At 55.2% G+C, this 25,825-nt stretch carries 26 protein-coding genes; 16 read left to right on the plus strand and 10 right to left on the minus strand.

What is annotated here, in order from left to right; translation table 11 throughout:
* Positions 1-18 precede the first annotated feature (18 nt).
* From NZK35_RS06450 to NZK35_RS06485, 8 genes are all read left to right on the plus strand, one after another.
* Positions 19-375, plus strand: a complete 357-nt coding sequence (locus NZK35_RS06450) for an RND transporter (RefSeq protein ID WP_259631768.1) — start codon at positions 19-21, stop codon at positions 373-375.
* A 193-nt stretch (positions 376-568) separates the two neighbouring features.
* Entirely contained in the window at positions 569-922 is a 354-nt protein-coding gene (locus NZK35_RS06455; protein WP_259631769.1) for a heavy-metal-associated domain-containing protein, read from the plus strand.
* 89 nt (positions 923-1,011) lie between these two features.
* Complete coding sequence (locus NZK35_RS06460; protein WP_145214864.1) at positions 1,012-1,644, plus strand: cation transporter; 633 nt, start codon at positions 1,012-1,014, stop codon at positions 1,642-1,644.
* Positions 1,641-2,132, plus strand: coding sequence for a thioredoxin family protein (locus tag NZK35_RS06465; RefSeq protein WP_145214862.1), 492 nt, complete (start codon positions 1,641-1,643; stop codon positions 2,130-2,132). The genes NZK35_RS06460 and NZK35_RS06465 overlap by 4 nt, the downstream gene beginning before the upstream one ends.
* A gap of 47 nt (positions 2,133-2,179) precedes the next feature.
* Complete coding sequence (locus NZK35_RS06470) at positions 2,180-3,448, plus strand: cytochrome P450 (RefSeq protein ID WP_145214859.1); 1,269 nt, start codon at positions 2,180-2,182, stop codon at positions 3,446-3,448.
* Between the two features lie 92 nt (positions 3,449-3,540).
* Complete coding sequence (locus tag NZK35_RS06475; RefSeq protein WP_259631770.1) at positions 3,541-3,750, plus strand: hypothetical protein; 210 nt, start codon at positions 3,541-3,543, stop codon at positions 3,748-3,750.
* A complete protein-coding gene (locus NZK35_RS06480; RefSeq protein ID WP_259631771.1) occupies positions 3,734-4,105 on the plus strand; it encodes a cation diffusion facilitator family transporter in 372 nt (123 codons plus the stop codon). Before NZK35_RS06475 ends, NZK35_RS06480 begins: the two co-directional genes overlap by 17 nt.
* Positions 4,102-6,303 carry a heavy metal translocating P-type ATPase gene (locus NZK35_RS06485; protein WP_259631772.1) on the plus strand — a complete coding sequence of 734 codons (2,202 nt, stop codon included), beginning with the start codon at positions 4,102-4,104 and terminating at the stop codon, positions 6,301-6,303. Before NZK35_RS06480 ends, NZK35_RS06485 begins: the two co-directional genes overlap by 4 nt.
* Here the strand turns inward: NZK35_RS06485 and NZK35_RS06490 are convergent.
* The 4 genes from NZK35_RS06490 to NZK35_RS06505 form a co-directional block, all read right to left on the minus strand.
* A complete protein-coding gene (locus NZK35_RS06490; protein ID WP_323379615.1) occupies positions 6,264-7,355 on the minus strand; it encodes a transporter in 1,092 nt (363 codons plus the stop codon). The genes NZK35_RS06485 and NZK35_RS06490 overlap by 40 nt on opposite strands.
* Before the next feature lie 112 nt (positions 7,356-7,467).
* Positions 7,468-7,923 carry a HEAT repeat domain-containing protein gene (locus tag NZK35_RS06495; protein WP_259631773.1) on the minus strand — a complete coding sequence of 152 codons (456 nt, stop codon included), beginning with the start codon at positions 7,921-7,923 and terminating at the stop codon, positions 7,468-7,470.
* Positions 7,924-7,925: 2 nt separating this feature from the next.
* Positions 7,926-8,729 carry a hypothetical protein gene (locus NZK35_RS06500; protein WP_259631774.1) on the minus strand — a complete coding sequence of 268 codons (804 nt, stop codon included), beginning with the start codon at positions 8,727-8,729 and terminating at the stop codon, positions 7,926-7,928.
* Positions 8,730-9,086: 357 nt separating this feature from the next.
* Positions 9,087-10,142 (minus strand): DUF1559 family PulG-like putative transporter, encoded by a 1,056-nt coding sequence (locus NZK35_RS06505; protein WP_259631775.1) that lies wholly within the window; start codon positions 10,140-10,142, stop codon positions 9,087-9,089.
* A gap of 248 nt (positions 10,143-10,390) precedes the next feature.
* Between NZK35_RS06505 and mntR the strand changes: the two genes are divergently transcribed.
* On the plus strand, positions 10,391-10,804 hold the full coding sequence (gene mntR / locus NZK35_RS06510; protein WP_259631776.1) for a manganese-binding transcriptional regulator MntR: 414 nt from the start codon (positions 10,391-10,393) through the stop codon (positions 10,802-10,804).
* Between the two features lie 88 nt (positions 10,805-10,892).
* Here the strand turns inward: mntR and NZK35_RS06515 are convergent, their stop codons facing one another.
* The 3 genes from NZK35_RS06515 to NZK35_RS06525 all read right to left on the minus strand — a co-directional run bounded on the left by NZK35_RS06515 (position 10,893) and on the right by NZK35_RS06525 (position 13,554).
* Positions 10,893-11,876, minus strand: a complete 984-nt coding sequence (locus NZK35_RS06515) for a hypothetical protein (protein WP_259631777.1) — start codon at positions 11,874-11,876, stop codon at positions 10,893-10,895.
* Between the two features lie 370 nt (positions 11,877-12,246).
* Positions 12,247-12,576, minus strand: coding sequence for a hypothetical protein (locus tag NZK35_RS06520; RefSeq protein WP_259631778.1), 330 nt, complete (start codon positions 12,574-12,576; stop codon positions 12,247-12,249).
* Between the two features lie 519 nt (positions 12,577-13,095).
* A complete protein-coding gene (locus NZK35_RS06525; RefSeq protein WP_259631779.1) occupies positions 13,096-13,554 on the minus strand; it encodes a hypothetical protein in 459 nt (152 codons plus the stop codon).
* An 84-nt stretch (positions 13,555-13,638) separates the two neighbouring features.
* On the opposite strand from NZK35_RS06525, the gene NZK35_RS06530 reads away from it, so the two are divergent.
* Positions 13,639-14,331: a hypothetical protein gene (locus NZK35_RS06530; RefSeq protein ID WP_259631780.1), complete on the plus strand. Its 693-nt coding sequence runs from the start codon at positions 13,639-13,641 to the stop codon at positions 14,329-14,331.
* Positions 14,332-14,637: 306 nt separating this feature from the next.
* Here NZK35_RS06530 and NZK35_RS06535 read toward each other — a convergent pair whose 3' ends face one another.
* The 3 genes from NZK35_RS06535 to NZK35_RS06545 all read right to left on the minus strand — a co-directional run bounded on the left by NZK35_RS06535 (position 14,638) and on the right by NZK35_RS06545 (position 17,838).
* A complete protein-coding gene (locus tag NZK35_RS06535) occupies positions 14,638-15,036 on the minus strand; it encodes a hypothetical protein (protein ID WP_259631781.1) in 399 nt (132 codons plus the stop codon).
* A gap of 170 nt (positions 15,037-15,206) precedes the next feature.
* Positions 15,207-16,142 (minus strand): hypothetical protein, encoded by a 936-nt coding sequence (locus NZK35_RS06540; RefSeq protein ID WP_145214834.1) that lies wholly within the window; start codon positions 16,140-16,142, stop codon positions 15,207-15,209.
* Positions 16,143-17,160: 1,018 nt separating this feature from the next.
* The gene (locus tag NZK35_RS06545; RefSeq protein ID WP_259631782.1) at positions 17,161-17,838 is read right to left on the minus strand and encodes a hypothetical protein; all 678 of its coding nucleotides are present in this window, start codon (positions 17,836-17,838) and stop codon (positions 17,161-17,163) included.
* Positions 17,839-18,075: 237 nt separating this feature from the next.
* Between NZK35_RS06545 and NZK35_RS06550 the strand changes: the two genes are divergently transcribed.
* The 6 genes from NZK35_RS06550 (at position 18,076) to NZK35_RS06575 (ending at position 25,805) form a co-directional block, all read left to right on the plus strand.
* Positions 18,076-20,520 carry a fused MFS/spermidine synthase gene (locus tag NZK35_RS06550; protein WP_259631783.1) on the plus strand — a complete coding sequence of 815 codons (2,445 nt, stop codon included), beginning with the start codon at positions 18,076-18,078 and terminating at the stop codon, positions 20,518-20,520.
* Between the two features lie 780 nt (positions 20,521-21,300).
* Positions 21,301-21,648 carry a heavy-metal-associated domain-containing protein gene (locus NZK35_RS06555; protein WP_145214828.1) on the plus strand — a complete coding sequence of 116 codons (348 nt, stop codon included), beginning with the start codon at positions 21,301-21,303 and terminating at the stop codon, positions 21,646-21,648.
* A 100-nt stretch (positions 21,649-21,748) separates the two neighbouring features.
* Positions 21,749-22,903: an ABC transporter permease gene (locus NZK35_RS06560; RefSeq protein ID WP_259631784.1), complete on the plus strand. Its 1,155-nt coding sequence runs from the start codon at positions 21,749-21,751 to the stop codon at positions 22,901-22,903.
* A 47-nt stretch (positions 22,904-22,950) separates the two neighbouring features.
* On the plus strand, positions 22,951-23,481 hold the full coding sequence (locus tag NZK35_RS06565; RefSeq protein ID WP_259631785.1) for a hypothetical protein: 531 nt from the start codon (positions 22,951-22,953) through the stop codon (positions 23,479-23,481).
* A gap of 2 nt (positions 23,482-23,483) precedes the next feature.
* The gene (locus NZK35_RS06570; RefSeq protein WP_145214819.1) at positions 23,484-25,043 is read left to right on the plus strand and encodes an efflux RND transporter periplasmic adaptor subunit; all 1,560 of its coding nucleotides are present in this window, start codon (positions 23,484-23,486) and stop codon (positions 25,041-25,043) included.
* Positions 25,044-25,805 (plus strand): ABC transporter ATP-binding protein, encoded by a 762-nt coding sequence (locus NZK35_RS06575; RefSeq protein ID WP_145214816.1) that lies wholly within the window; start codon positions 25,044-25,046, stop codon positions 25,803-25,805.
* Positions 25,806-25,825: the final 20 nt, after the last annotated feature.

A 25,825-nucleotide genomic window follows, 5' to 3' on the forward strand; every position in this document is an offset into this window, starting at 1 on the left:
AGGAGATTAGAGATGACGATGAGTTGGATTTTTGTGACGCGTGCAACCGCGTTGTCGATGTTGGTCGGCGCACTGGTGCTGGCCGGATGCGGCAACAGCGAAACGGCCTCCGACGGGACCGCCGATTCGGTTGCGGCAACCAACGTCGATCACAGCCACGGTGGATGGTGGTGTGTTGAACATGGTGTGCCCGAGGAGGAGTGTGCGCTCTGCGACAAATCGCTGGTGTCGAAGTTCAAGGATGACGGAGATTGGTGCGATGAGCACGACCGACCGGAATCACACTGCTTCATTTGCAGCCCCAAACGATTCGACAAGTTCGCATCACGATACGAAGCCAAAACGGGTCACAAGCCACCGCAACCGGAGGAATAGAACAGTCCTTAGCGGAAGCCGCCAAGGTTTTTGGCTTAATCAAAAGTTTGCCGCGTTTGCCGAAAGACTTTACGTCGTTGGCTACGCAACTTTTCGCCCTCCCATCTGAAGGAGATCACCTTGTGACGTTCACGAACGCCGAAAGGCCCGATCATTTCAATATCTAAGTTTGTTTACTGAAAGGAATCTGAAAATGTTCCGTACCTCCCTATGTCTCGCTCTGACGTTCGCTCTTGCCGTTTGCATGACCGCCCCAAGCCGGGCTGCGACGACGATCAACGCTGCCACATCGACCGCGAAAACGACCATCACCTTGAAGGTTCTCACTTGCGAGAGCTGTGCCAAGAAGGTGGCCACCAAATTGACGGAAGTTCCTGGCGTCGGCGGCGTCAAGACGGATGTCAAGTCCAAGACCGCGATCGTGGTCCCCAAGGGTGACGCGATCCTTTCGCCTCTCAAATTGTGGGAAGCGATCGAAAAAGCTGGCAAGGAACCGGTGAAGCTCGAAGGCCCGAGCGGAACGTTCACGTCCAAACCGAAGCAATAGTATTTCGGTCGACTGAAATTGCGGGGCCGCTGGTGCTGGAATCCCACTCAGCACGAGCGGCCTTTCTTAATACAAAACAACAGAAAAGCATGAGCGACGAAACCAAGACAGACGGAATCTCCAGCGAAGACAAATCCGAACGACGAACGCTGACATGGGTGTTGTTGATCAACTTCTCCCAAGCGTTGCTCGCCGGAATTGTTGGCTTCATCGCACAATCCACAGGTCTGTTGGGGGCAGGTTTAGATAACCTCGGTGATTCGTTTGTCTACTTCGCGAGCCTGTATGCGGTCGGTCGATCCGTGACGGCAAAATCGCGGGTCGCCAAATTGTCGGGCGTCTTGTTGGTGGCGATGGCCATCGGCTTGGTGAGTGACGTCATCCGGCGGTTCGTTTCCGGTTCTGATCCCGTCGGCTGGGCAATGATCGTCGTGGCAATCATCAACGCGGCAACAAATGTGGTCTGCCTGCGATTGCTGCGATCTCGTCGCGAGGAAGGCGTGCATTTGCAGGCGTCCTGGATATTCACCACCAATGACATGATTGCCAACTTGGGCATCGTGCTCTCGGGGATTGCCGTCATTTTCTTCCAGTCACAAATTCCCGATCTGGTAATCGGAGTGCTCGTCGCTGGAATTGTCGTCAAAGGCGGCTTTGAAATATTGTCGAGTGCCAAGGAAGCGAAAAAGAGCGACCGTGCGAATTCCGGAGGCGAAACATGAGCCGACCAACACCATTCGTAGCGGAAGCCGCCAAGGCTTTCGACGCCGCGTCTCAATACCGAAACACTTGGTGTGTTCCGCTACGTATCACGTCTGCGTTTCTCTTTCTCGCCGCATTCATTTCAGGATGTCAACGACCGACTCCACAAACGGATGCGAATGCTGGCGACCATTCATCAGCAATCCAACTCACCGACGACAACTTTCAAAGCGAAGTGATCGAGAGCGACCTGCCGGTCTTGGTCGACATGTGGGCTCCATGGTGTGGGCCGTGTATCGAAATGAAACCCACGATTGAAGAGTTCGCCGCAGAGATCAAGGGTACTGCGAAAGTTGGTGCGCTGAATGTCGATGAGAATCCGTTCGTAACCGAGAAATATGAGATCGACAAATACCCGACGTTGATCCTTTTTGAGGGCGGGGTGGAAGTGAAACGCGTTTATGGAAAGAAGACGCTTGAACAGCTTCGCGTCATTCTCAGTGACTAGACAAACGAAATCAACAATGCCAAATAGATATGGGAGGAAAACAAAAAATGACTCGAATACCGAAACATGGCGGACTGGACCATTCGCTATCGCTTTTGAGCGACCCCTATCGGTATATCACCAAAACCTGCGATCGACTGGAAACCGATGTGTTCCACACCCGGTTGCTGTTGCAGAAAGTCATCTGCATGAGAGGCAAGGAAGCGGCGAAGTTGTTCTATGACACCAGCCGTTTCTCGCGTGAGGGCGTCTCTCCATCGCATATTGCTAAGACGTTGTTCGGCCAAGGCGGAGTGCAGGGTTTGGATGACGAGGCACACCTGCATCGTAAAGCCATGTTCATGTCGATCGTTCGGCACGAGCGAGTCGACAAATTGGCCGCAACCTTTCGCGACGTGTTTCAGCAGCGACTGGTTCAATGGACCAAGATGAACTCTGTTCTGCTGTATCGGCAGGTTCAAGAGATAATCACGATTGCCGTTTGTCGGTGGGCGGGAGTCCCGCTGCCGGACGGGGACGTAGATCGACGCACGACGCAGCTTGCGTCGCTTTTCGACTACGCGGCCAACATCGGTCCCAAGCATTGGTACGCCAGAATCGCACGCAAGCAGACCAACGCGTGGCTGGGCGAGCTGATCGAGCAAGTCCGTCGCGCCGACTATCAGCCGCCAAAGAACTCCGCCGCTGAAATCATCGCACTCCATCGCGAGCTTGACGGCAATCAACTTTCGACGCATGTTGCCGCCGTTGAACTGAACAATGTGATTCGTCCGACGATCGCCGTGTCGGCCTTCATTGTCCAGTCCGCTCACGCCTTGCACCAGCATCCGGAATACCGTCAGCGAATTGCCGACGGTGAAGACGGGCTTTTGCAGTGCTTTGCCCAAGAGGTTCGCCGGTTCTATCCGTTCTTTCCATTCGCCGGCGCGAAGACTCGCGAGTCGTTCGTGTGTAATGGCTACCGATTTCCGGCAGGCCAGAAGGTGCTGCTGGATTTGTATGGCACGGATCATGATCCAAGGATTTGGGAGTTGCCGGACAAATTTGATCCAGACCGGTTCAAGAACTGGCAACGCTGTCCGTTCAGCCTGATCCCACAGGGCGGCGGAGACTACGCCACCAACCATCGCTGCCCCGGCGAACCGATCGCAATCGAACTGATGAAAGTGGCCTTGGATTTGCTAGTCAACTACTGCCAGTACGAAGTTCCCGAACAGGAGCTGGCGATCGACATGCGACGGATGCCCGCTATCCCTGCCAGTGGCTTCACGATCATGAAATTGAATTTGGCAAATGGCGGAAAGGCATCGGCGTGACAGATGAGTCAAACAGGAAGCAAGGTATTCGACGTGGGATGTACGTCGAGGTCGCCAGTCTGGCCTACAACGTTGCCGAGGTTGCCATCTCGATGACCGCCGCATTCATGACCGGCAGTTCCGCGCTGATCAGTTGGGGCGTGGACAGCATCGTTGAAGGAAACTTGGCGGCGTTCATGATCTGGCGGCTCGGTGGTGAGGTGCAGGGTATTTCCGAACGCCAAGTCTTGAAACGCAAAAAAGATCGCTCTGTCGGTGCTTTCCGCTGCGTTCACGATCGCAGTGTTGTTCATCTGCTATGAAGCGATCAGCAAGTTCATCAGTGGTGAAAAATCGGACACGTCATGGTGGGGCATTGGCATCTTGTTGGTGTCGTTGTTTGTCAAACCGTTGTTGGCATGGGGCAAGTATCACTACGGCAAGAAAACGGGTTCGCCGACGCTGAAGTACGACGCGATTGACACGATGATCTGCGAGTACCAAACGATCGTCGTGCTCGTTGGTATCGGCTTGGTTCAGTGGCAAGGTTGGTGGTGGGCCGACCCAGTGGCTGCCTTGTTGATCGTGCCGTATGGTGCGTGGGAGGCGTTTGAGGCGGGACGCGATGCTTGGAAGGTTGACCCATCAAACGCTGAAACGGAAGAGAAAAACGAATGAACCAATCAGAAGACCAACGATTACGCCTTCGTATTCACGGGATGGACTGTGCCGAAGAAGTTTCGATCTTGAAGCGGGAATTGGTTCCGCTGGTCGGTAGCGATGATCGGCTTGGATTTGACCTGCTTAACGGCAAGTTGACGGTGAATCTTGACGGTGCCGATGTGACGCAGGGTGACGTGCTGGCCGTAATCGAGCGAACCGGATTGCGTGCTGAGGTCTGGGACGATGCCCCGGACCGCGACGGTGAATTGACGTTTTGGCAACGCAACCAACGCACAGTCATGACGACAATCAGTGGCGTGGCAGGCGGAATCGGTTTGGCATTGCAGTTGTCGCTAGGCGAAGCGGACGAAAGCCTCCCAGTGATTGCGATCAGCTTCTATCTGATCAGCATCGCGACCGGTTTACTGTTGGTGCTTCCCAAGGCGTGGCATTCGCTGGTTGCGCTTCGGCCGGACTTGAATTTATTGATGTCCGTCGCAGTTGTCGGGGCGATTGCGATCGGTGAATGGTTTGAGGGGGCTGCGGTCGCGTTTCTGTTTTCGGTTTCACTGTTGCTTGAATCATCGAGCGTTGGCCGTGCGCGGCGTGCGATTGCTTCGCTGATGGACTTGTCACCGCCTACGGCTCACCTTCGAGACGAAGACGGGAAGATCAGTGACGTGGCTCCGGCGGACGTGCCGGTTGGCTTCACGGTCGTCGTGCGTCCCGGCGAAAAGATTCCGCTTGATGGTCGAGTTCTCGTTGGCATCAGCGGCGTGAATCAGGCTCCGATCACCGGAGAAAGCGTTCCCGTTGAAAAGGAACCCGGTGACGAAGTGTTTGCCGGAACGATCAATGGTGACGGTATACTTGAAATCGAAACGACGAAAGCCGCTGACGATACAACGCTGGCTCGGATCATCAAGATGGTGGGCGATGCCGGTTCCAAGCGTGCTCCATCGGAAAAGTGGGTCGAGAAGTTCGCGGCGGTGTATACGCCTGTGGTGATGATTGTCGCGTTGCTGATGCTGGTGATCCCGCCGTTGGCTTTCGGTGGTGATTGGTCCGTATGGCTTTACCGTTCGCTTGTGTTGCTGGTCATCGCGTGCCCGTGTGCTCTCGTGATTTCAACCCCCGTGAGTGTGGTGGCTGCCTTGGCGGCTGCTGCCCGAAATGGGGTTCTGATCAAAGGTGGCGTGTTCATCGAGTTGCCCGCTCAACTGAAGGCGATTGCGATGGACAAGACCGGTACTCTCACACAGGGAGCGCCTGCCGTGGTGGATGTTGTGCCGATGAACGGTCACAACGAAGCCGAACTTCTGATGCGAGCCGGTGCACTCGAACTCAACAGCAACCATCCTCTGGCACGTGCGATCGTTGACGAAGCGAAACGCAGGGATATTGAACTGGTCGCTGCCGATAACTTTGAAACGATTCAAGGTAAGGGAGCGTCAGGACATATCTATGGCAAGCCTTTTTGGCTGGGGTCGCATCGCTACTTGGAACAACGCGGCCAAGAAACGCCTGAGGTTCACGAACAACTTGAGTCGATACAGGAAGCGGGGCGAACCGTAGTGGTTGTTGGCAATGATGAACATGTTTGCGGTTTCATAACGCTGGCGGACGCAATTCGTGAAGAAACCCGCGACGCGATTCGCGAGTTGCACGCAGCCGGGGTTGAGAAACTGGTGATGCTGACCGGCGACAACGAAGGCACCGCCAAAGCGATTGCAGCGGAAGCAGGAATTGACGAAGTCCACGCCGAGCTACTACCCGAAGACAAAGTCAAAGCCGTCGAACGCTTAGTCGAACAGCACGAATACGTCGCCATGATTGGCGACGGCGTCAACGATGCTCCAGCACTGGCGCGTGCGTCGTTGGGACTGGCAATGGGAGCCGCGGGTAGTGATGCAGCCATCGAAACGGCCGACATTGCACTGATGTCCGACGAACTCTCCAAACTGCCGTGGCTAATTCACCATTCGCGTCGCACGCTTCGGATCATCCGCCAGAACATCGGTTTTTCACTGGCGGTGAAGGCACTGTTTGTAATTCTGACCTTCTTGGGGTTTGCCAGTCTTTGGGCCGCAATCGCTGCCGATATGGGAGCGTCACTGTTGGTAATCGGTAATGGTCTACGTCTGCTTGGAACGCGCCGCTACACCATACCCGCCTACTTGAATCGAAGCGAAAGCCCTGTACCAACAAAGTAGTCGTCAGCCGCATCATTGAGGCCTGTTCCGGCGCGAATGTCCCATTGAACGTCATCGCAAACGAGATAGGTGAAACCGCCGTTGAAGTAGTGCTCGGGGACCGTCGTGTCAGCGCTCGTTGGATAGAGCCCAAAATACTCCGTGTACGCTCCAATCTTGTCGGTAAGCGAGTAGCCGAAGGTCCATGATTGAGCCCACTCCGTGAACGCATCGCCGGTTCCTTCGTCAATCGCGCGGTTGAACTGTGTGCTTCCAGCAGTGGAAACGAAGTCGTTCACCTCCCAACCGTAAATCCAGTTCAATCCTGGTAGCACTTCGTCGGCTGAGAATGCGTCATCGCCTGTCGGAACAGTCATTTGCGGGATTAGAGCCATCTCCGGTAGGATTCCATCCTGTGGAGTCAATCCTATTTTGAATCCGAGATAGAGGTCTTCGCTACCGTCGGCGGCAACACCACCCACTTCTTCGTCGGAATAATTCCAGCCTACACGCATTTCAAGCCAGTCGGCAAGGATTCCGTATCTCAGCAGAGGCTCGGGATACGAATGTGACTTGGCTGACGTCGCGCCATCATCATCAAATGTGTAGGTGTACCCGACCTCCCATTGCGCGACACCCAAACCGACGGTGGAACTAGCCTCTGTAAAATCAGGACGGTCAGTTACCAGCGGGGCACAAAGATCTGGACCGCCACGGACATTTGGAACGCGACTCCATAGGAATAGCGTGCCACGTGAACAGGATTTGCACGTGCAATTGCGAGCATGCGCAGAAGCACATTCTGAAGAATCACAGCCATACCCGGCGCAATACGATTGGGCATAGACCCAAGTGGGCGTTGCCGTCAGCAAAAAGAGACTGCACGCAACCCCGAACATTGCTTGGTCTGCAGCTTGACAACGCAATCGGCAGAATCCGCTATTCCGTGTCATTGAAAGACTTCCATTTCGTTCAACGTGTTGAATCTCTTCTATCGGCTCAGGTTTAGCACCGGCTACAAATGTCTCTCGACGGTCCTTTTGCGCACGTCTATCGAGACCATGTTCCCGCATCGGCTTCCGCACAAAAACCACTTTGGTGTTGCGAACTAACTGGATTGGGCAAGCCTTGCGGATTACGGTCGGCGAATCCTGGTGTTTACAAACGCTTCATTCCGGTCCCACCCTACCGTCTTTGCTTCTTCTCCGTCGAAAGCCGGGTAGCCAGCGAGCTTAGTTGCGGATCGCTACAAAGGTGTTCGGCAAGCTCGATCATCTCACGAGACGGTGTTCCGTGCTCAAACAATGCCGAAAGGGCTGCGGCACGAACGATAGGGTTCGTGTCGTTGATCGCTAGGATTTCGAGCTGACGGGAAATCGGTTGAGTCAACCGATTCGATTTGCCGAGTGACATCGCCGCTTCAGCGCGCATCGTTGGATCTACGGAATTCAACGCGCGTAACACTGCATCGACTGCTCCGGGCGGCATCGCGTGAACTGCACCACTTAGTCGATCGATTTCCGCGACCAGTTCATCAGCAGTAACGAGGCGTTCCTCGTGAACGGAATCGCATCCCACCTGCGATCCTAGTACGCCCAATAACACCAGGTAGAGGAGGCGCGTTGATTGTTTGAGGATCATCTCTATTGGACCATTGTCGTTGTGGTTTTCCGCATTGGCGCCAGCGACGCGGCAGACATCGCCGTCAGCAACACGCTTCCGCCAACGAAGATCACGCCACTTGTGGCCGACTCACGCAGCCACGGTTCGCTCATCATCCCCGTTGCTGATGCGATTTCGATTCCCGTCCATGTGACCACAGCACCACTGACGCTGTAGCGAAGCATTCTTGCGGGCGTCGTTTGTGAAACGGTCTTCCAGATCATGTAGGGCGTTGCGATTGCAATTGACACCAGCGTCATAAGCAGAGCGACGTGGCTCAAGAATCCAAGTGACGGATCTGCCATCCACAGCACTGCCACGTAACACACCCAGACCGTCATGAAAAACTGGATCATGGTGCGAGGTGCGTAGTTGTCGATACGCCCGGATGGACTCGCACTGTTGGAGATTGGCAGGCGTCTACGAAACCACTGAAAGACCACACACCGATTCGAATCGTGAAACATAAGTCCGATGAGAATCGGCAATAGAAATATGCACGACAACTGGATCAGCACGGCAGACCCGTGGACACCCGCTGTCCGCCCGCTGACCACGTCGATCGCTCCCGCAAGGCCGAGACGCCTCGAGGCCAGGTCCAGTCCGATTTCGATCGTGCCGATCCAAAGCGCGTGACCAGCAAGCAATCCGACGAGCGACTGAATCCCTGAGTCGCTCACCCATCGGCATGACCACACCGAAATCGTCGCAAGCAGCGTAAGACTTATTCCAACCCCAAACCAGACCAGCGAAAACGGCAAAGCAGTTGGATGCTCGGTCAACATAGTGACTGTAGTGTTTGATCGGGCACGATCGACGGACTCCTCTAAGGACCCGTGACCTACCCAGGAGATTTCACGCCCGGGCGCTCGATAGGATTCGCTCGATACGTTCCGATCAATCGTACGAACTGTGACATACACCCAATGGCCTGCCGCGCTCAGCAGCAAACACATGGACCAAAACAGGATCGCTCGTGGCCAACGTGTCACGGATTTCGGAGCTCGTTCCGTGTTGCGTGGCTCTTTTGCGTCGTGACCAGGCTCCTTAGTTGCCTCACTTTCTCGCGCGACCGAGTCGATCGCTACGTCGACCGTTTCAGATAAAGTTGGCATGCTGCTTTCTCCTAGGCTGGTCCACGCTCACTCGAAACCTTCGATCACTTCGTGACCGCCCCGCGTGCTTAGCGAACGCCACAGATCTAAATCGATCGAATCGGTTACAAATCGCACGCTTCCATCGCAGAGCAGCACGTTGACGCCGCCCGAATGACGGCTGCGCGCTGCGATCCAACCTGGTGAGAAGCTGAAATGCACCATGCAGTCCGGAACGTCACTGTTGGGAGGCAGATATGCGTTGAAAAACCCGCTCAAGTGACTCGATGGGGCCCACGCATTCCCACGTGTTACACCGAATGATGTCGCTCCAGCGCAGGCAGAATCTGAAAGCGTTGGAGATACCCACGGCATCAGTGCTGACCAATAGTCTTCTGTGTGAACGGGCCTAGTTGATGTCACAAACCCGTCTGGACCAGCACCGCCTGGACCGATGATCGATTCGGATATTGCCAACGTATTGGAAAGGCCGTCGGTGATATCGCGAGTCTTTGTAAACGAGTTGGCATAAAAGACTCCGTCCGCATCTTTGTCACTCCCCGCCGCAGTCTTCGGGCTCGCCAAGCCGCTGCCCAAGCAGGCGAAATAATTCTCCGGCGCATACCTGAAATCAAGCACTGTCCCGAGATCGCTCGGGCACAACAAGACGGGAATGGACTTGTCCACAAGCTCAGTGTGCTCGTCCAGAATTGGAAAGGTCGGTGGCGCGCCGAGAAGTGGCATGTCGAGCCGTAGATTTCCGTAGAGTCCCGTTTCCTCCAGGTAGGGCAACAGATTTGCGACAGCGCCCCAACCCCAATGGCCCTCCGACCATGTGGGCTGCTGATCCCATTTCTTGCGGATGACGCCAGCGGGAAAGTGTTTTTTCACACTTTCGTGGTTGTGCATGGCCAAGCCTAGCTGCTTGAGCTTGTTCTGACACTGCATTCGTCGCGCGGCTTCGCGCGCCGCCTGCACGGACGGAAGCAATAGGCCAATCAAGATCCCAATGATCGCGATCACGACCATCAACTCCACAAGGGTAAATCCGCCTTGATGGGTGCATCTGCGGAAGCCAGTTTCTCGGCGGCGGCTGTCATTCACAACGCGTACTCCGTCATCACGAGACCAAGGAAAGAACAAGTTAGCCTCAGCTACTATACTTAGCCTCTGCTAAACTTGGCTGAAATTTAGCTTAGGCTAACTTTAGCGTCAACAGGAAGGATCGCGAAAATCTGAAGTCAGAAAGCAACGGCGATGTAGCCCACCTTCGAGCGTTCGCAATTTCCGATATACTTGCCAACGATTCGCTTGAGGCAGCGAATGCGCCCTAAAGAAATGAGGACGACAACTTGTCGGAGACGAAACACCAGCGAACGAGGGATGATCATGCCACAGAAGTTGCAGAAGACTACGTGGAGGCGATTGCCGAATTAGCGGACGCGCGGGGTGCATGCCGTTCGACCGATTTGGCCCAGCATTTCGCGGTCACGCAAGCAACGGTAAGCAATACGGTCGCACGCCTAAAACGAGATGGATTGGTCATGACCGAGCCCTACCAGCCGATCTTCTTGACGCCAGCGGGTAAACGTTTGGCAACTAAATCGCGCCGTCGCCACCAGATCGTCGAACAGTTTCTCCGGAAGTTGGGCGTCAGCAAGAAGTCTGCGGCAGTCGACAGCGAAGGAATTGAACACCACGTAGGCAAGGAGACCTTGGCCGCGATGAAAGCCGTGCTGGAAAGCGGCTGGCCCAAAGAGCAGTAAGGGCCGGTTCAACGGCCTTGCGTGTGTATGCCATGCTATTCCCGCAACTGGGGGAACTCAATGCTTCGACAGATCGTTTCAAGGCCGCTCAATGACGCGGATACCGCGCGCGGTGCGAATCATATCCGTATCGGTATCGCTCCGGATCATAGCTCCGATGGTCATCGTGATATGGATCGACGCGGTGCGCTCGGTATCGGTCGTGAACGTCCCGATGTACACGACGATGAAATGTGGTGTGGCCCCGCGGATTCGCTTTTTCAATCATGTGCTCCAGCAATCGGATCGACGCCAACACGTCGCTGATCGCGTCACGGGAATGCTCGATGCCAACAAAATCACGAGTCCGCACACCAATTCTCGCTTGGCGGACGAAGAGCTCCTCAATGTGCTGTGTCGCGTCTTTGACATCATGAATGTCATGCACGATGTGCGGCAAGTCGACGTTTTCCCAATGCTTGTTGTGGGCGAGGTCGTGCATGTGCTCGACGGATTTTTCGAGACTTTCCAGGTCTTCGTCTAAGTGTCGAGACACCTCGTAGCCTTCCAGATGCTCGTGAAATTCGTCATGTAGAACTTTGACAGTGTTTTCAAGGCGGGCAAGCTGTCCGTCAATCACATCAGTGTCGACTGGTAGATAGTCGTCAATTCGGAAAACGGTTCGGACGACGTCTCTGGAGACGTCTCGCATGTGAGCAATTCCCCGCCTCTCATCGCTGGTTCGTACCCAGCTTTCTGCAAGCGCAACCGTCCGCTCGATCTGCCAGGAAAGTTGCAACAGTTCATTGGCATCGGCGCGCAGACGTTTCATAGTGGCTTCGGCGCTGGGAGCGTCGTGCGAGAACGCGTGCAGTTCCTTCGCGATTTCCTCCAGACGCGTCACATCGGAATCCAACTTCTCGGCATGACGCACTCGTTCAAAATGATGATGGAACTCATCGTGAAGTTCCTCTGTGTATCCGATCAATTTATTTGCCAACTCGTCGATATTGCGAAGGTCGCGATTCGATAGACTTTGAGCGTAGGACTCAGTCGATGCGGTCGCACAAACAGCAATTGTGAGCACTGCCATGAAGCAGCGTTTGAAATAGCAGCTAATGTTCATTTTTCTTTCGATTTGCACAGGCTTATTCGGAAGGGAGATTTTGATCGTCGTGCGGTTCTGTCGCAGGTCGCATTGAAAGCCTTCAAAGCGTAAAATGTCGTTGCCCAAACCAAAGCCGATAAGACCTTTTACCTCTGGTGTATTGAAAAATGAGTTTCTTCGCCCATCTCACGCACACCGAACTTCCCTTTGGAATCGTGTATTTTTGTTGCGGAATCGCCGTCGGGGTTGCTTTGCACCTCTGTTGGACTCGAGTCACACAGGAACGCCAAGAGCATTAACACCGGCAGTATCCCCGCCAACGCGTTGCTGACGGAGACACCCCGATACCCGTCGACTAGTGATGCCAATGACCGCTTCGGTGCACGTCGTAGTGCCCTCGTTGCACGTGGAAGTGGCGACCGTGACGGATGACTTGTGGCCGGTGATAATCAAGATGGGTTGTGTCGTGGTAAACCGGCTGACGGTAACCGTAACTTGGGCGATAGGATTGGTAGCCCTGCCCCAAATAGGAACGGGTAGTCGGACGGTAAACTTGGCCGTAACCGACATGTCCGACACCCTGTCCCAATCCGTATCCGCATTGAGCATTGGCTTCGCCACTAAGGGCAAATGTGGCGGCGAATCCGAGGATGACGGCAGGCAACAGCATTTTCTTTTTCAACATGAATTAACTCCATTCGAGTGAGTGAACCGTCTCGGTCGAGCGGCTGGAAGGAAACTGACTGTGAAACACGCATGCCCCATGCCAAACGCGTTTTTGCAACGTTTTCGGCGGTAAGCTCACGATAGCGCCATCAATGCGAGCACAACCGTGTGTTCCAAAGGATCGCGCGGCGGCGCCGGCATTCGATCACACGCACGCGTAAGACTTTTCCCCGAAGCTTTTTCTCTTAGGTACAGTAACGACGATTCAGTGGGCGAATGACGTGGGATTTACGTTGGGGGATCCAGGCCAACTCATTCTTCTCGGCCGGTTGGCACAGACCATGCAACCAAAGTCCAGCCTCAGCATTGCAGTGAGCATCCTTGCGACGTCTTCGAGTTATCACGATCATCGATTGAGATCGACCGCGCCCTGCGAACTCCCAACAATCCACCGTCTCTTACCTTTGGAGAATCAAAGCACGTGTTTGCTCGCACCATCCATTGCCTGACGATCGTCGCGTTTAGCGCGCACGTTTTCCTAGGGTGTTGCTTGCATCATCATCACTCCGATGCGTCCGCAATGTGTTCCCACCATTCTTGTGGTGATGGAGCCGATCTCGAGGCGCACGACCATGATCACGAGCACCAACACGGTGCGGACAATCACCATAGCGGCACCGATTCGGGTAACGCCCGGCAACCATGCGATCACACTCCACAGTGCAATCAGGGGAGTTGTAAGTTTGTCGGCGCGAAATCGAAATCTGCTGAATATGCGGATGGCGGAGTATTCGCGTCGACGTTGCCACCCTGTTTCTCGGTGGATGTTCGACGATTGCTTGCCATCGATCGAATCGACCGCCTTCTGCCCCGCTGTCACCCTGCCAGCCAGCTTTGCGCGCTGCAGCAGTCTTGGCAAATCTAGCGACGCTTCGTTGATGCGGTCGATATTCCGCGTCAATTGACTTGCGTCTCTCTCCAGGGAATTGGAGTTCATTTTCTCAAACCGAATTCCAGCGCGCGCGCTGTGCGCATGCGCTGACCAACAATCAAACAAACAACGAATCGAAGGATCAACCAAATGACTAAGACGATATCGAAACTTGCGCGGAATCTGCTTGCCGTTGCTGCGGCCACCGCATTGGTAGCAACTGTTGGCACCGCACGGGCACAACAGCAAAGCCACTCGCATGATGGTGGTTCGCACGCTGGACACGATCGCGCGAGCCACGGCGACCACAATCACAGCGGTGAAGTGCTCGCATTCCACTTGCCGTCATGGAAGTCGATGCACTTCGATGATGCCAATAAAGCGGCCCAGCACGCGGCGACCGTCAAAAAACTCGGCTGCGAGGTGAAGCAAGGCAATCATGCTGGTCACATCGACGTGACTTATCGCTGTGCGAACTGGAAAAGCATGCAAGTCAAAACTCACCAACTAGCCGAGCATTGGTCGAAGTGGCTGGCGGCATCGGGATTCGATGTTTCTCACGGCCACACCGATCCTGTTTACACGAAGGGCACCGAAGTCGTCGAGTTTCGGCTGGTGCCATGGAGGCAGGTCCATGGTGATGGATCGCCGAATGAAGCTTCGTTCATCGATCAAATGCGTCGTCTTGGTGTTGATGTTCGTGTCGACAAGCACAACGGGCACTCGGACATCAAATTTCGAGCACCCATTTGGCGTGATGTCCATCTGGCCAGTCACGACGATGCGGACAAGCTGGTGGCCTGGCTCAAACAGAGCGGTTTTGAAGTGCGGCACGACCACTGAGTCGAGTATAAGAATTGATTCCGAGGCCACCGCAGTCGTGGCCTCGGTTGGTGACCGAATCAAGTTTCTTACCAGTGGAGAGTAGCGATGTTGATTCAATTTTTAGCGATTGAACTCATGAGCAGTTTTGTGGCGGCCACATGACAACACGCCGGTAATCGGCAATGGCATGGGGCTTCTCTGATGATGAACAAGTCCAAGAATGCATTCTTATGCATGACTTCTCCGCTGCTGCGATTGGGGGAGAGCACCAATCCAAACGCGTCATTCTTGGCGAGGTTCGATACCCCAATGAGTGATCGATCCTTACGCTGTCGAAAACCCTTGATGCCTACTACCGTCGGCAGCCAATACGTCATGTCCCTGCACGACTGCAAATCTTCGGCGCCCAAAAACGATGTCACTGAAAGAGATGGGCTCAACCGAGACTTCGGTCTTGGACTTGACGGCAGTTACTTGCTTGCCACCTGCAAGGTGACGCACGAGTGATCGGCGCCAGGATTCGCTCTTCTCGAATTGACTAACCATCGCCAAAGCCGACTCGGATTTCCCAAAGTTGACTTCAACTGAAAACAAATTCACTTTCTGTGTCGGAACCAGGACCCACCAGATTACGATCGCCGAACCAGAAACGACTACGAACAACGTGCGAAGTGTAAAACGCATTCGGCGCTTGCGAGCGTTCGAACCGACAGGTTGTCTCATGGCAATAGACTTGGTTTTCACTTGATGCCTCAGGTGTCGCTACGCCATGCGCTCGAATGCGAGCGAAAATTGGCGGGCCTTGCATTCGTCATCGGTTCGAGGTTGTCGGCATGTCAACGCACCGAACGGACACAGTTGGCCATTCGCCTGACGGCGGTTCGGTCGTGGTGCTATTCAACGGTAGGCGGTGGTGGTGAATTGCCCAGTGGAGCCGCGCTTGGCTCGCTACGCTGAGGTGCATAATTTTGGGCGGGAGCACGCTGCGGGGCAAAACCTTGAGGAACACCCTGCTGTGGAACATAGCCTTGCTGTGCGCCCTGCATTGGTGAGTATCCCTGTTGGATGCCGGGTGGAGGCGGAGCTTGCTCTACTCCTCCGCCCGCTGCAGAAGTTGGCTGCGGAGCCTGGCCCGATTCGGAGACTCCAACGTCGTTCATCAAGTGATGCAAAGTGGATTCGGCAATTTCCATTTTCGAGATGAGACCGAGTGTGCCGATTTGGCGGTGATGAATTCTCGTCCAACCTCGAACGTCGTCTTGGATGTGATGAAACAGCCGGTCCGTCCCGAGAAGCTTGGAACGCATCGCTTCGCGGTCATTGTTGTGCTCGGCGGCATGAATGAACTTTGCCACCCCCAGAAGTTCGTAGCCTTCGCGGTACGTTTCTGCGAATCCAGGATTGTGAGAATAGTTGTAGTGGAGGTCGAGCAACATCTCATTCACCAGAGTTTCTAGCCGCCCGGAGAGATCGCTGTACTGAGTAAATCCTCCGAACGGAACGATCGCGGGACGTGCTGCCACATGTTGGCCAGCAGGTGGTGCGTAGTAGTAGTTATTGCCTTGCACATAGTACCGGCCCGTTGAGTAACCACGAATGGTGTTGGGAACGATGTGCGACCAGCTGTTGTGAACGACGTCATGATGTTCTCGGCCGGTTACGTGCCCGTGGCGATCTCGGATGATGTGCTCGTGATGGTCGATGTGCGGCTGGACGATTCCGCCATGACCATGATGATCGTGACCAGAGCCGATTTGGATTCTGAATTGAGCCGAGGCCGTAGTCGTCATTGCGAAAAGGCACGCGGCAAATAAAAGTTGAGATTTCACAGGGAGGCTCCAGAGAACGGTTTGAATTGCTTCCGATGTCGTCGAAACTCGGGAGCCAGGGGAAAGAGGTCAACCATTAGTCTCGGTTGTTTTGACTTGGCGGATGTTAGATTCGATTGAGTTGTGCAAAAACTGGCGTGGATACGTTGGGCTTCTAGGGAAAATGCCATTGGCAAGCCTATTCGCCATGAAAACCGCCCCAGCCAACGAATAGTCGGCTGAGAAAGCTGGCTGAGACGTTTGAACACTCAACACATTTTAGTGATCCCAGTGACCGGTCGGATGCACGTCGTAGTGTCTCGGCTGAACGTGTAAGTGGTTGCCATGCCGAGAGATTTGCGGAGCGTGGTAATCAAGGTGTGTGGTGTTGTGGTAAGTCGGGTGACGCCAACCGAAGCTGGGGTAGTGCGTTTGATGTCCGTGACCCCAATGCGAAGGCGCCACCGGCTGATAGACGTGGCCGCTGTGACCATGACCGTGTCCCCAACCGTGACCAAATTGCGCTTTTGCTTCAGCGCCCAAGGCGAATGTGAGAGCGGCGACGAGCGCGAGTGCGGGGAGGAGCTTTTTCGTGTTGTACATGAGTGAATCTGTTTTTGTTGCGGGATTTTTCGACTGTTCCAGATCAACGTGATCCGCGAACAAAAGAACGTGCGAAATCTCCGACGAATCCCCTCAACCAATTCCTAAAACTTTCACGCGTGAGTTTTGGCTGATTGCTGACTGCCTTGCGGTGGTCTTTCCAAAAGTCACGTTCGGCTGGCTACAGACAGACTCAGCTCGGCCCGTGATTGAATTGGTGGGAACCGAAAGCGAGGTGCCCCTTGATTCCGATTCGATCGGCGGACGTCTCCAATCACTCGGCGCGCATATTGGAACTGCTGACCCGGTGATGCGTGATTGCGATCAACTCGGAAATCTCTATCAAGGCGATTGGCCTCTACGCCCGTTGGCACGTCAGAATACGTCGAACATCTGCGAGATGATTGCTTCACGCCGCTTGCTAGTGGATTGCATCTCAAATCTGAGGCGGAGGCCCGTCCATTTGGACGGGTGCTTCGCTGCGTTCCGGTAGGCTTGGCGATGAGTTGGGTGAGTTCGGGCGAATGCCGGAATAGCTGTTGGGCTGCTGCTGAGGCGCTGGCTGGAACTGAGGCGATTGATCCAGAGAAGGTGCGGGGACGTAACTCCGGTCCTGTGGTTGCGACGGAGATGCGTAGGCGTTGCCGAGATTGGAATGAGTGTGACCAGCGTGATCGTGTCCTGAGTGATCATGCCCGTCGTGCGCCGGATCGTTCAAGCCTTGCGTTGGCCCAATGGCGTAATTATTCAGTTGGCTATGCGACGGCACCGGCGCGTATTGCTGACCGATCCCGTACGCCGCTTGGGGGCAGTAGCCTGAATTCGGGCAGTAGAAATCGCTCTCTGGTGCATCGAGATACACCTGTTCGCGGTAAACAGGAACTGTGTAAACATTGGTGGGCGGATGAACTGGGTAGGTCAAAAAGTCTGTCGGGTGATAGCCACCGTGGAAGTCGTTGTGGTGGCTGTGTCCACCATGATAAAATCCTTGGTCGTAGTGAGCGTGGTGCCCATGTTGACCATGTCCATAACCGTAGTGCTGAGCAGATGCCGAGGTCGTCGTCAGAGCGAAGCCGACAACAAGAAGTCCGATAGTAGGGATGATTCGGTTCATTTGGACTGGCTCGCTTGTAAGTTATTAGGGACGGACGACTTCGACCACTTATCGCAAGTGGCGTGCCGCTGGAGACCATTCCCCAGGAAACGCGTGTTTTGCGGCGTTTCCGAAGATTCACGGTGTCTGGTGCGAAGAGCGAGCGATGTCGAACTGACGGCACAATGTGTACACTCTGACGACACTATCCAAGACAAATAAATATTGCACTGAGTTACTAATGGTCAAGGACGATAGATGCCTACGAAACGATTCGGCGTAGCGTCGACGCTGCCGCTGCTTTTGCTGTTTTTCGTTTCCGGGGCAACAACGCTGGTTTACGAAATCTCTTGGACGCGTCAAGCCGGATTGCTGTTCGGGCACACGGTTCTGGCGGGCAGCGTCGTGCTGGCGAGCCTGTTTCTGGGATTGGCGATCGGGTACTGCGTCGGCGGTCGGCTTTCGGCGTCGGGAAGTTCGTTGCGGTGGTTTGGCGTTCTCGAGATCGCTGCGGCGGCTTGGGCGATTTGCGTTCCGACGCTGCTGAGTGTGTTGCAGTCGCAAGCTATCGTCGCGTGGATGTCGAGCGAGAGCATGGCATGGCAGTTTGCTAGTCGAGCAAGCATCGGCATGCTGCTTTTGCTTCCTGCGACAGTGGCACTGGGCGCGACCTTGCCGCTAATGTCGCAGGCACTCGCTCGCGTGTCAGATCACCCAACCCGTAGCGCCGCGATCGGCTATGCGCTCAACACGGCGGGTGCGATGGCCGGAACGCTGGTCTGCACTTATTTGTTGTTGGTCCAAGTGGGGGTGGCTCGGAGCAGCTATGTCGCGGCCGGGGTCGGTGTATTGGTGGGAGTCATTGCGATCGGGGTGTCGCAGAGGCGAGTTGTAGAAGTTGCGGGGGGTGATCGGTCGGAGGGGCGAGTCGAGGGATCAGGGACGCCGAAAGCCTTGGCGGCTTCCGCTACTAAAAGAGTCGCGATTGCAATCGCCGCGATCAGTGGCTTTGCGACGTTGGCGCTTGAGATTCTGTACACGCGATTATTCTCATTGGTGTTTCATAACAGCACTTACACATTCGGCAATGTGATTGCCGTGTTCCTGTTGGCGTTGGCCGTGGGTGCTGCGTTAGTGGCCATGCTGATGCGTCGCGTCAAGCCCGATGCCATTCTGTTTTGGTGCGGGATCGCGGCTACCGTGAGTTGCTGCTTGTGCTTGGCCTTGTTTGTGAACATCACACGATTGCAGTACTTCGTTTCAGGCGAGACCTTTGTTGGTCATTTGCTGCGCGGTTTCATATTGGTGTTTGCCTATGTGATGCTGCCGGTCACGATCTGCGGGATGATCTTTCCGGCAACTTGGCAGGTAATGGCGAGGAGCCATTCGACGGGCCGAGCCGTGGGAACGCTTGCGATGGTCAACGCGGTGGGAGCGGCTTTTGGGTCGCTTGCGGCGAGCTTTGTCATGTTGCCGACGATCGGCCTGTGGGGTGGTTTCCTGGTTGTCGCGGCGTTGTTGCTGTTGATCGCGTTGCTTTCGGGATTTGTCGCGCCCGCCCGATTTTCCGGTCATCACGCGACTTTCAGCTACGGGAGGTCGGTTGCGATTGCTTTCGGAGGGCTGTGCGTCGTTGGGGTTGGCTTCGCGTCGTCGTCCTGGTCATTGTTGGGCCGCGACCCTGACGAGGTCTTTTTAACGAGGCGCGAGTCGGCCTATGGTTGGATTGACGTGACTCGCAGCAAAGACAGCGAGGCTTGGTACATTCGCCAGAATTTGCACTATCGCCTCGGTGGCACCGGAGCCGCGGCGACGCGTGAGCGCCGACAAGCTCGGTTGCCAATGTTGTTGCATCCCAATCCGCAACGCGTCCTATTTCTTGGCATGGGCACCGGCGTGACCGCGGCCGGTGCGATCCAGCATCCAGAGACCGAAACGATCGAGATCGTTGAACTGATCGCCGACGTGACTGCCGCCGCCAGAGAACTGGGCCATCGAAACGATCATGTTTTGGAAGACGATCGCGTGCATGTGACAACCGACGATGCCAGGCACTTCCTGTTGGGCACAAGTAAAAAGTTTGACGTGATCGTGTCGGACCTATTCGTGCCCTGGGAAAGTGAGACCGGATACCTTTACACCGAAGAGCATTATGCAGCGGCGGCCAAACGTCTTGAAAAGGGAGGTCTATTCTGTCAGTGGTTGCCGATCTATCAGATGGGCGAGCGCGAATTCACGACGATCGCGGACACCTTCGCAACCGTGTTTCCCGAGACGACATTGTGGTGGGGAAAGATGGACCCGAGCAAACCAATCATCGGGTTGGTCGGTTCGATGCGACCGATCGAGATTGACACCACTGCCCTGGCAACTCGGCTCGATAGACTTCGGCGCGTCCCAGGTGGGAACGATCCGCAGTTGACATCGCTGGACGATCTTCGTTTGGCGTCGATCGGACAGTGGCCTACTGCCGGGAATTCCATGCTCAACCGAGACGAATATCCGCGAGTGGAATTTTGGACACCGCAATCGCTCATGGCCGGCGAGTTGTTGCGGGGAGCGTGGTTGGCCCGTTTCTATGCCATGGTGCTGACGGACCTGCCACCGGCCTCGGTCAACTCCGGCCCGGAGAAATTTTTTCGCAATCCTGAGCAAATTCGAGGAGGACGCCAAACCCAACGTTTCCTAGTGTTCGGCCAGTGAAACGATCAAGCTGACGCGCTGAGACATCCGAATTAGTATTTACGTAGAATCCGCCTTCAGCTAATCTGTTTGTATGTTTCGACCGACCCTCACCGTTTTGCTGATCGCCGCTCTGATGGCGTGTCCAATTCGTTGCTTTGCCTGCCAGGTCAGCAGCGGCAATGGTGATGTTTCGCAAACCGCATCGTGCGGATGCTGTTCGCAGGATGGATGCGAGAGTGGCTCGGATGCTTCCGGCCCAATGCCCGCCGGTGAACCAGTGCCCACCGGTGAATGCGATTGCCAAGATTGCTTGTGCGATGGTGCCATCAGTGAGTCGGATGCTCTGCCGCTGGCGGTGAAGACGATTCAGGTCGGTGTCTTGCCGTCAACAATGATTTCACTTGATGCGCCCCGTAGTGTGTCGTCAGCATCTCGCGATTGGGCACCGAAGGTTAGGCCGCGGTACAGATGCGGTAGGGATGCGCGCACAGCGCACCAATCTTGGTTGATTTGAACGGATCACGAACTTGCGTGCCGAGTTGGCTTGAGAGCCTCACTCGCCCGCGACCCTCGTTGTTTCATCCGTCTCTTTAGAATCGTGGTCGGTAGCGGAATTCGCCAAGAATTTCGACGTATCGCGAGTTTCCGTTCATTGCTGAAACCCTTGTCGGTTTCCGCTACGAGATAGCGAATTCCCGTCTGTGGTGGAATGCCTTGGTGGCGTCCGCTACGGGTTCGTGCGCGATGGTCGCGTACGAGTTTTGTTTTTGAGTTTGCCTTTCCAGAAGGAGTCTTGGCATGTTGAGTTTAGTCCGAAACGCGAGCCTGTTGGCCGCTGTCATGACGTTTGCCGCCGTCGCGATGCCGACGAGCGCGTTTAGCGCCGACCGTACAAAATCGAACACCGTGATGACGGTGGGTGAAATGTGCGGCGGCTGCGTGAAGAAAATCACGAAACGCTTTGACGAGGTCGATGATGTCGCCAAAGTTCAGTGTGACATCGAAAAGCAATCCGTAACCCTGATTCCCAAGACGGGAGTCCGGCTCAGCCCCAAGGGGATCTGGGAGATCATGGAGAGCATCGGGAAGACACCGACGAAGATGGTGAGTCCCGAGGGGACGTTTACGTCCAAGCCGAAGAGTTAGTTAGAGGAAATAGAGAATGGGGAATGGAGAAACCTGTTCCTCGTTCTTCATTCTTTGCTCGTCATCAATCTTCAATCACCAATCTGAAATCATCAATCTAATGCTACTTCCCTGGGAATACGGTGTTCGCAACTTGGCTCGGCGGCCGATGCGGACGGCATTGACGCTGCTCGCTTTGGCGACGGTTGTCATGTTGGTCTTTGTCGTTGTCGGGTTCATCCGAGGATTGGAGCAATCATTGACCGTCAGTGGTGATGAGGACGTGGTTTTGGTGTATTCGGTCAACTCCGAAGAGAATATTGAAAACTCGTCGATCGCAGCTCGGACGCCTTCGCTGCTGACGGCGAGTTTGGATGGAGCCGCGAAGCGATTCGGCGTCACAGCTGTTTCGCCTGAGCTTTATCTGGGAACGCGAGTGAAGACGGACGCGGGCGATGGGGGCTTGGGACTCGTTCGCGGCATTACGCTGTCCACTCCGCTGGTCCGCCGCCGTGTCAAACTGGTCGATGGCGACTGGCCCGGCGACGGGGAAGTGATGGTCGGTCGCTTGGCCGCCGCCAAATTGGGCAGCACCGATGCCGCAATGGCCATCGGTCAGATGATTGAATTTGAAGACCGGCGTTGGAAGATCAGTGGTCGCTTTGCCGCAGGCGGTGCTGCCTACGAGTCGGAGATTTGGTGCAAGTTGGGTGACTTTCAAACAGCTACCAAACGGCAGGATTTGAGTTTGGTTGCGATGCTGCTGACGCCGCAAAGTTCGGCGGCGGAAGTCGAGTTGTTTTGTAAGGAACGCACCGACCTTGAACTGCGAGCGATCCGCGAGACGGACTACTACGCTTCGCTTCAGCAGCACTACAAACCGGTCCGCGTGTTGGCATGGTTCGTAGTCGTGCTGGTTTCAGGAGCAGGGATTTTTGCTGGGTTGAACATGATGTACGGCGCGGTGGCTGGACGAATTCGCGAAATCGCAACCTTGCAAGCGGTTGGATATCGACGTCGGGCGATCTTGATCAGCTTGGTTCAAGAAGGTGTATTGCTGGCGGCTGCCGGATCGTTGCTCTCCGGCGTGGTTGCTTTGACGATGCTCAATGGAATGGCGGTTCGCTTCACCATGGGCGCTTTTACGATTCGTATCGACAGCGTGGCGATCTTGATCGGTTGTGGTGTTGGATTGCTGCTAGGTGTCGTCGGTGCGTTGCCTCCGGCATTGAAGGCGTTGCGAGCGGAGGTCGCAACGAGTTTGAAAGCAGTCTGAGGCGATTGCAGATGTGTTTACAGAAACCCTCTTTGGAGAAATTTGAGATGAAACTTTTGATGTCGTTTGCTGTTGTAGGATTGTCGATTGCGATGATTGGATGCAAGGACGGTGCCACGGTTGCCGATGGGCCGAGCCAAAACCGGTACGACTTGGAGTCCGGCAAGACGCAATACGAGGCCGAGACGGAACCGGCAGGTGCGGTCCCGGTTGGCGAAGCACGTCAGAAAGCCGAAGACGGCAAGGAAATCACCTTGGTCGGTTTGATCGGCGGATCGAGCGAACCGTTTGTCAAAGGCTTGGCGGCATTCACCATCGTTGATACAAAGGTTCCGTATTGTGCTCCTGACGAAGGCTGTCCGACGCCGTGGGACTACTGTTGCGAGACGGACGCCGTGAAGGAGAACATTGCCACCGTCAAAATCGTCGACGATGCGGGCAAGCCAGTGACTCAGGACGCTCGCGACTTTTTGGAAGTCAAAGAGTTGTCGACCGTCGTCGTCAAGGGCACTGCCAAACGTGACGATCAAGGCAATTTGACCGTCGCTGCCAAAAAGATCTTCGTGAGGAAGGACTAACAATGAATCGTCCTTTGGACCTCAGTCAATTGGCGCTCGATCGCTCGCCGGCGAGTGAATCCTCCCAGGCGGTGAAGCCCCGGCGAAAGCCTTGGGTTTCGCGGTACGTACTCCCGCTAGCGATCCTGCTCGGCTTTCTAGGACTGCTTGTCGCGGCGGCTGGGCGTCAGTTGATGCCACAACCCAGCGTGACGGTCGTGCCGGTGATCGTTAAGCGAGCGGAGGTCCAACAGGCAGGCACCACACTGTTTCAATCACCGGGTTGGATCGAGCCGCGACCGACAGCGATTCGTGTCGCGGCGTTGGCCCCCGGTGTGATTGACGAGCTGTTGGTGGTCGAGGGACAACGTGTCAAGAAAGACCAACCGATCGCAAAGTTGATTGCGATTGATGCCGAACTGGACGTCGAGCAAGCGAAAAATTCACTGGAGATTCGCGAGGGAGAACTGAATCGCGCGATTGCCGAACGCGATGCGGCAAAGGTGCGGATCGAGAATCCTGTTCATCTGGAAGTACCACTGGCCGATGCCCAAAGCACGCTGGCCAAGTCGAAAACGGAACTGGAAAAACTTCCGTTCTTGATCCAAGCCGCCGAAGCGGAGGTGAAGTACGCACACAGCAGCATGGAGGGGAAACGCGAGGCCAAGGATGCGATCGCTTCACGAATCGTGCGACAGGCTGAAAGTGAACATGCGACGGCTCACGCGAATCTACAAGAGCTACACAAGCGACAACCGAATCTGCAATCCGAGGTAGACACGTTGCAGAGGAAGGTCGACGCATTGCAGCGACAGCGAAACTTGCTGATCGAGGAAAACCGTCAGCTCCAGGAAGCGGAGGCGAAGGTGCAGTCGGCGAAGGCGCTCCGAGACGAGGCGAAGCTGCGTGTGCGGCAATCCGAATTGGCGTTGGATCGCAACATTGTCCGCGCGCCGATGGACGGGCGAGTCTTGAAGCTCGTCGCCGCACCGGGAACGCGCGTGATGGGAATGGAAACGACCGCTGGGCAAAGCTCGAACACGGTGATCGAAATGTACGATCCCGAGCGTTTGCAAGTCCGCGCGGACGTGCGATTGGAAGATGTGCCGATGGTCACGCCGGGCCAGCCAGTGGAAATCGAAACGGCTTCTTCAAAGACGCCGATCCAAGGCCGCGTCCTTCAATCGACCAGTTCGGCAAACATTCAAAAGAATACTTTGGAAGTCAAAGTCGAATTGCTTGACCCTCCGCCAACGGTTAGCCCTGAAATGCTGGTCACCGCAACATTTTTGGCTCCCATCGTTGGGAACACCAAGAGCGAGGCGACGGAAACGGAGCGAATGTTCGCACCGGAACATCTGATTCAGTCGGGAGACAGCGGTGCATTCGTCTGGGTTGTCGATGCGGATGAACGAGCCCAACGGCGAACCATTGAAGCGGGTGCATCCAGTGCGGGCGGATTGGTGGAAGTGAAGTCGGGTTTGAAGGTCACCGACAAATTAGTCGCAAGCGGCATGGATGGATTAACGGAAAATAGTCCGGTCAAGGTGACCGGCGACGATCAAACAATGGGAGTAAATTAGATGGCTTTAGTAGAACTGCGTGGCGTTAGCAAGAGTTTCCGTAAAGGTGACGAAACCATCACTCCGCTGGACGATATCGACTTGGATATTGACGCGGGTGACTTTGTGTCGCTGATGGGGCCAAGCGGCACGGGAAAGAGCACGCTTCTGAACTTGGTCAGTGGCATCGACCGCCCGGATTCAGGAACCATCACGGTCGATGGAACGGAAGTGACGAAACTGTCACGCAGCAAACTGGCCGATTGGCGGGCCGCGAACCTCGGCTATATTTTTCAAACGCATAATTTGATTCCTGTTCTGACCGCCTATGAGAACGTTGAATTGCCGACGTTGCTCTTGAATCTTTCGTCAACTCAGCGGCGACAGCGTGTTGAGTTGGCGTTGGAGGCGGTGGGACTGAGCGACCGCGCCGATCACTATCCGCGGCAATTGTCCGGTGGGCAAGAGCAACGAGTCGGCATCGCCAGGGCGATTGTGGCTCATCCAAAGGTCGTTGTCGCCGATGAGCCAACGGGTAGTTTGGACACCGAAACCAGCGAGCAAGTTCAGGTCCTGCTGCAACGACTCAACAAGGAACTCGATATCACGCTGTTGATGGTCACTCACGATCGCGATGCCGCGAGCATCGCTTCGCGGCAATTGATGCTCGATCGCGGGAAGTTTTTAGAAAGAGGGGGAGACAAGGAGAGCGGGAGTCTGGGAGAGTGGGAGGTGGGAGTCGGGAACGCAGGAGATTCAGTAGCCATCAAGAAATTTGGCTGACCCTCCATTCTCCATTCTCC

The sequence above is a fragment of the Stieleria sedimenti genome (assembly GCF_025060895.1).
GTDB classification, from domain to species: domain Bacteria; phylum Planctomycetota; class Planctomycetia; order Pirellulales; family Pirellulaceae; genus Stieleria; species Stieleria sedimenti.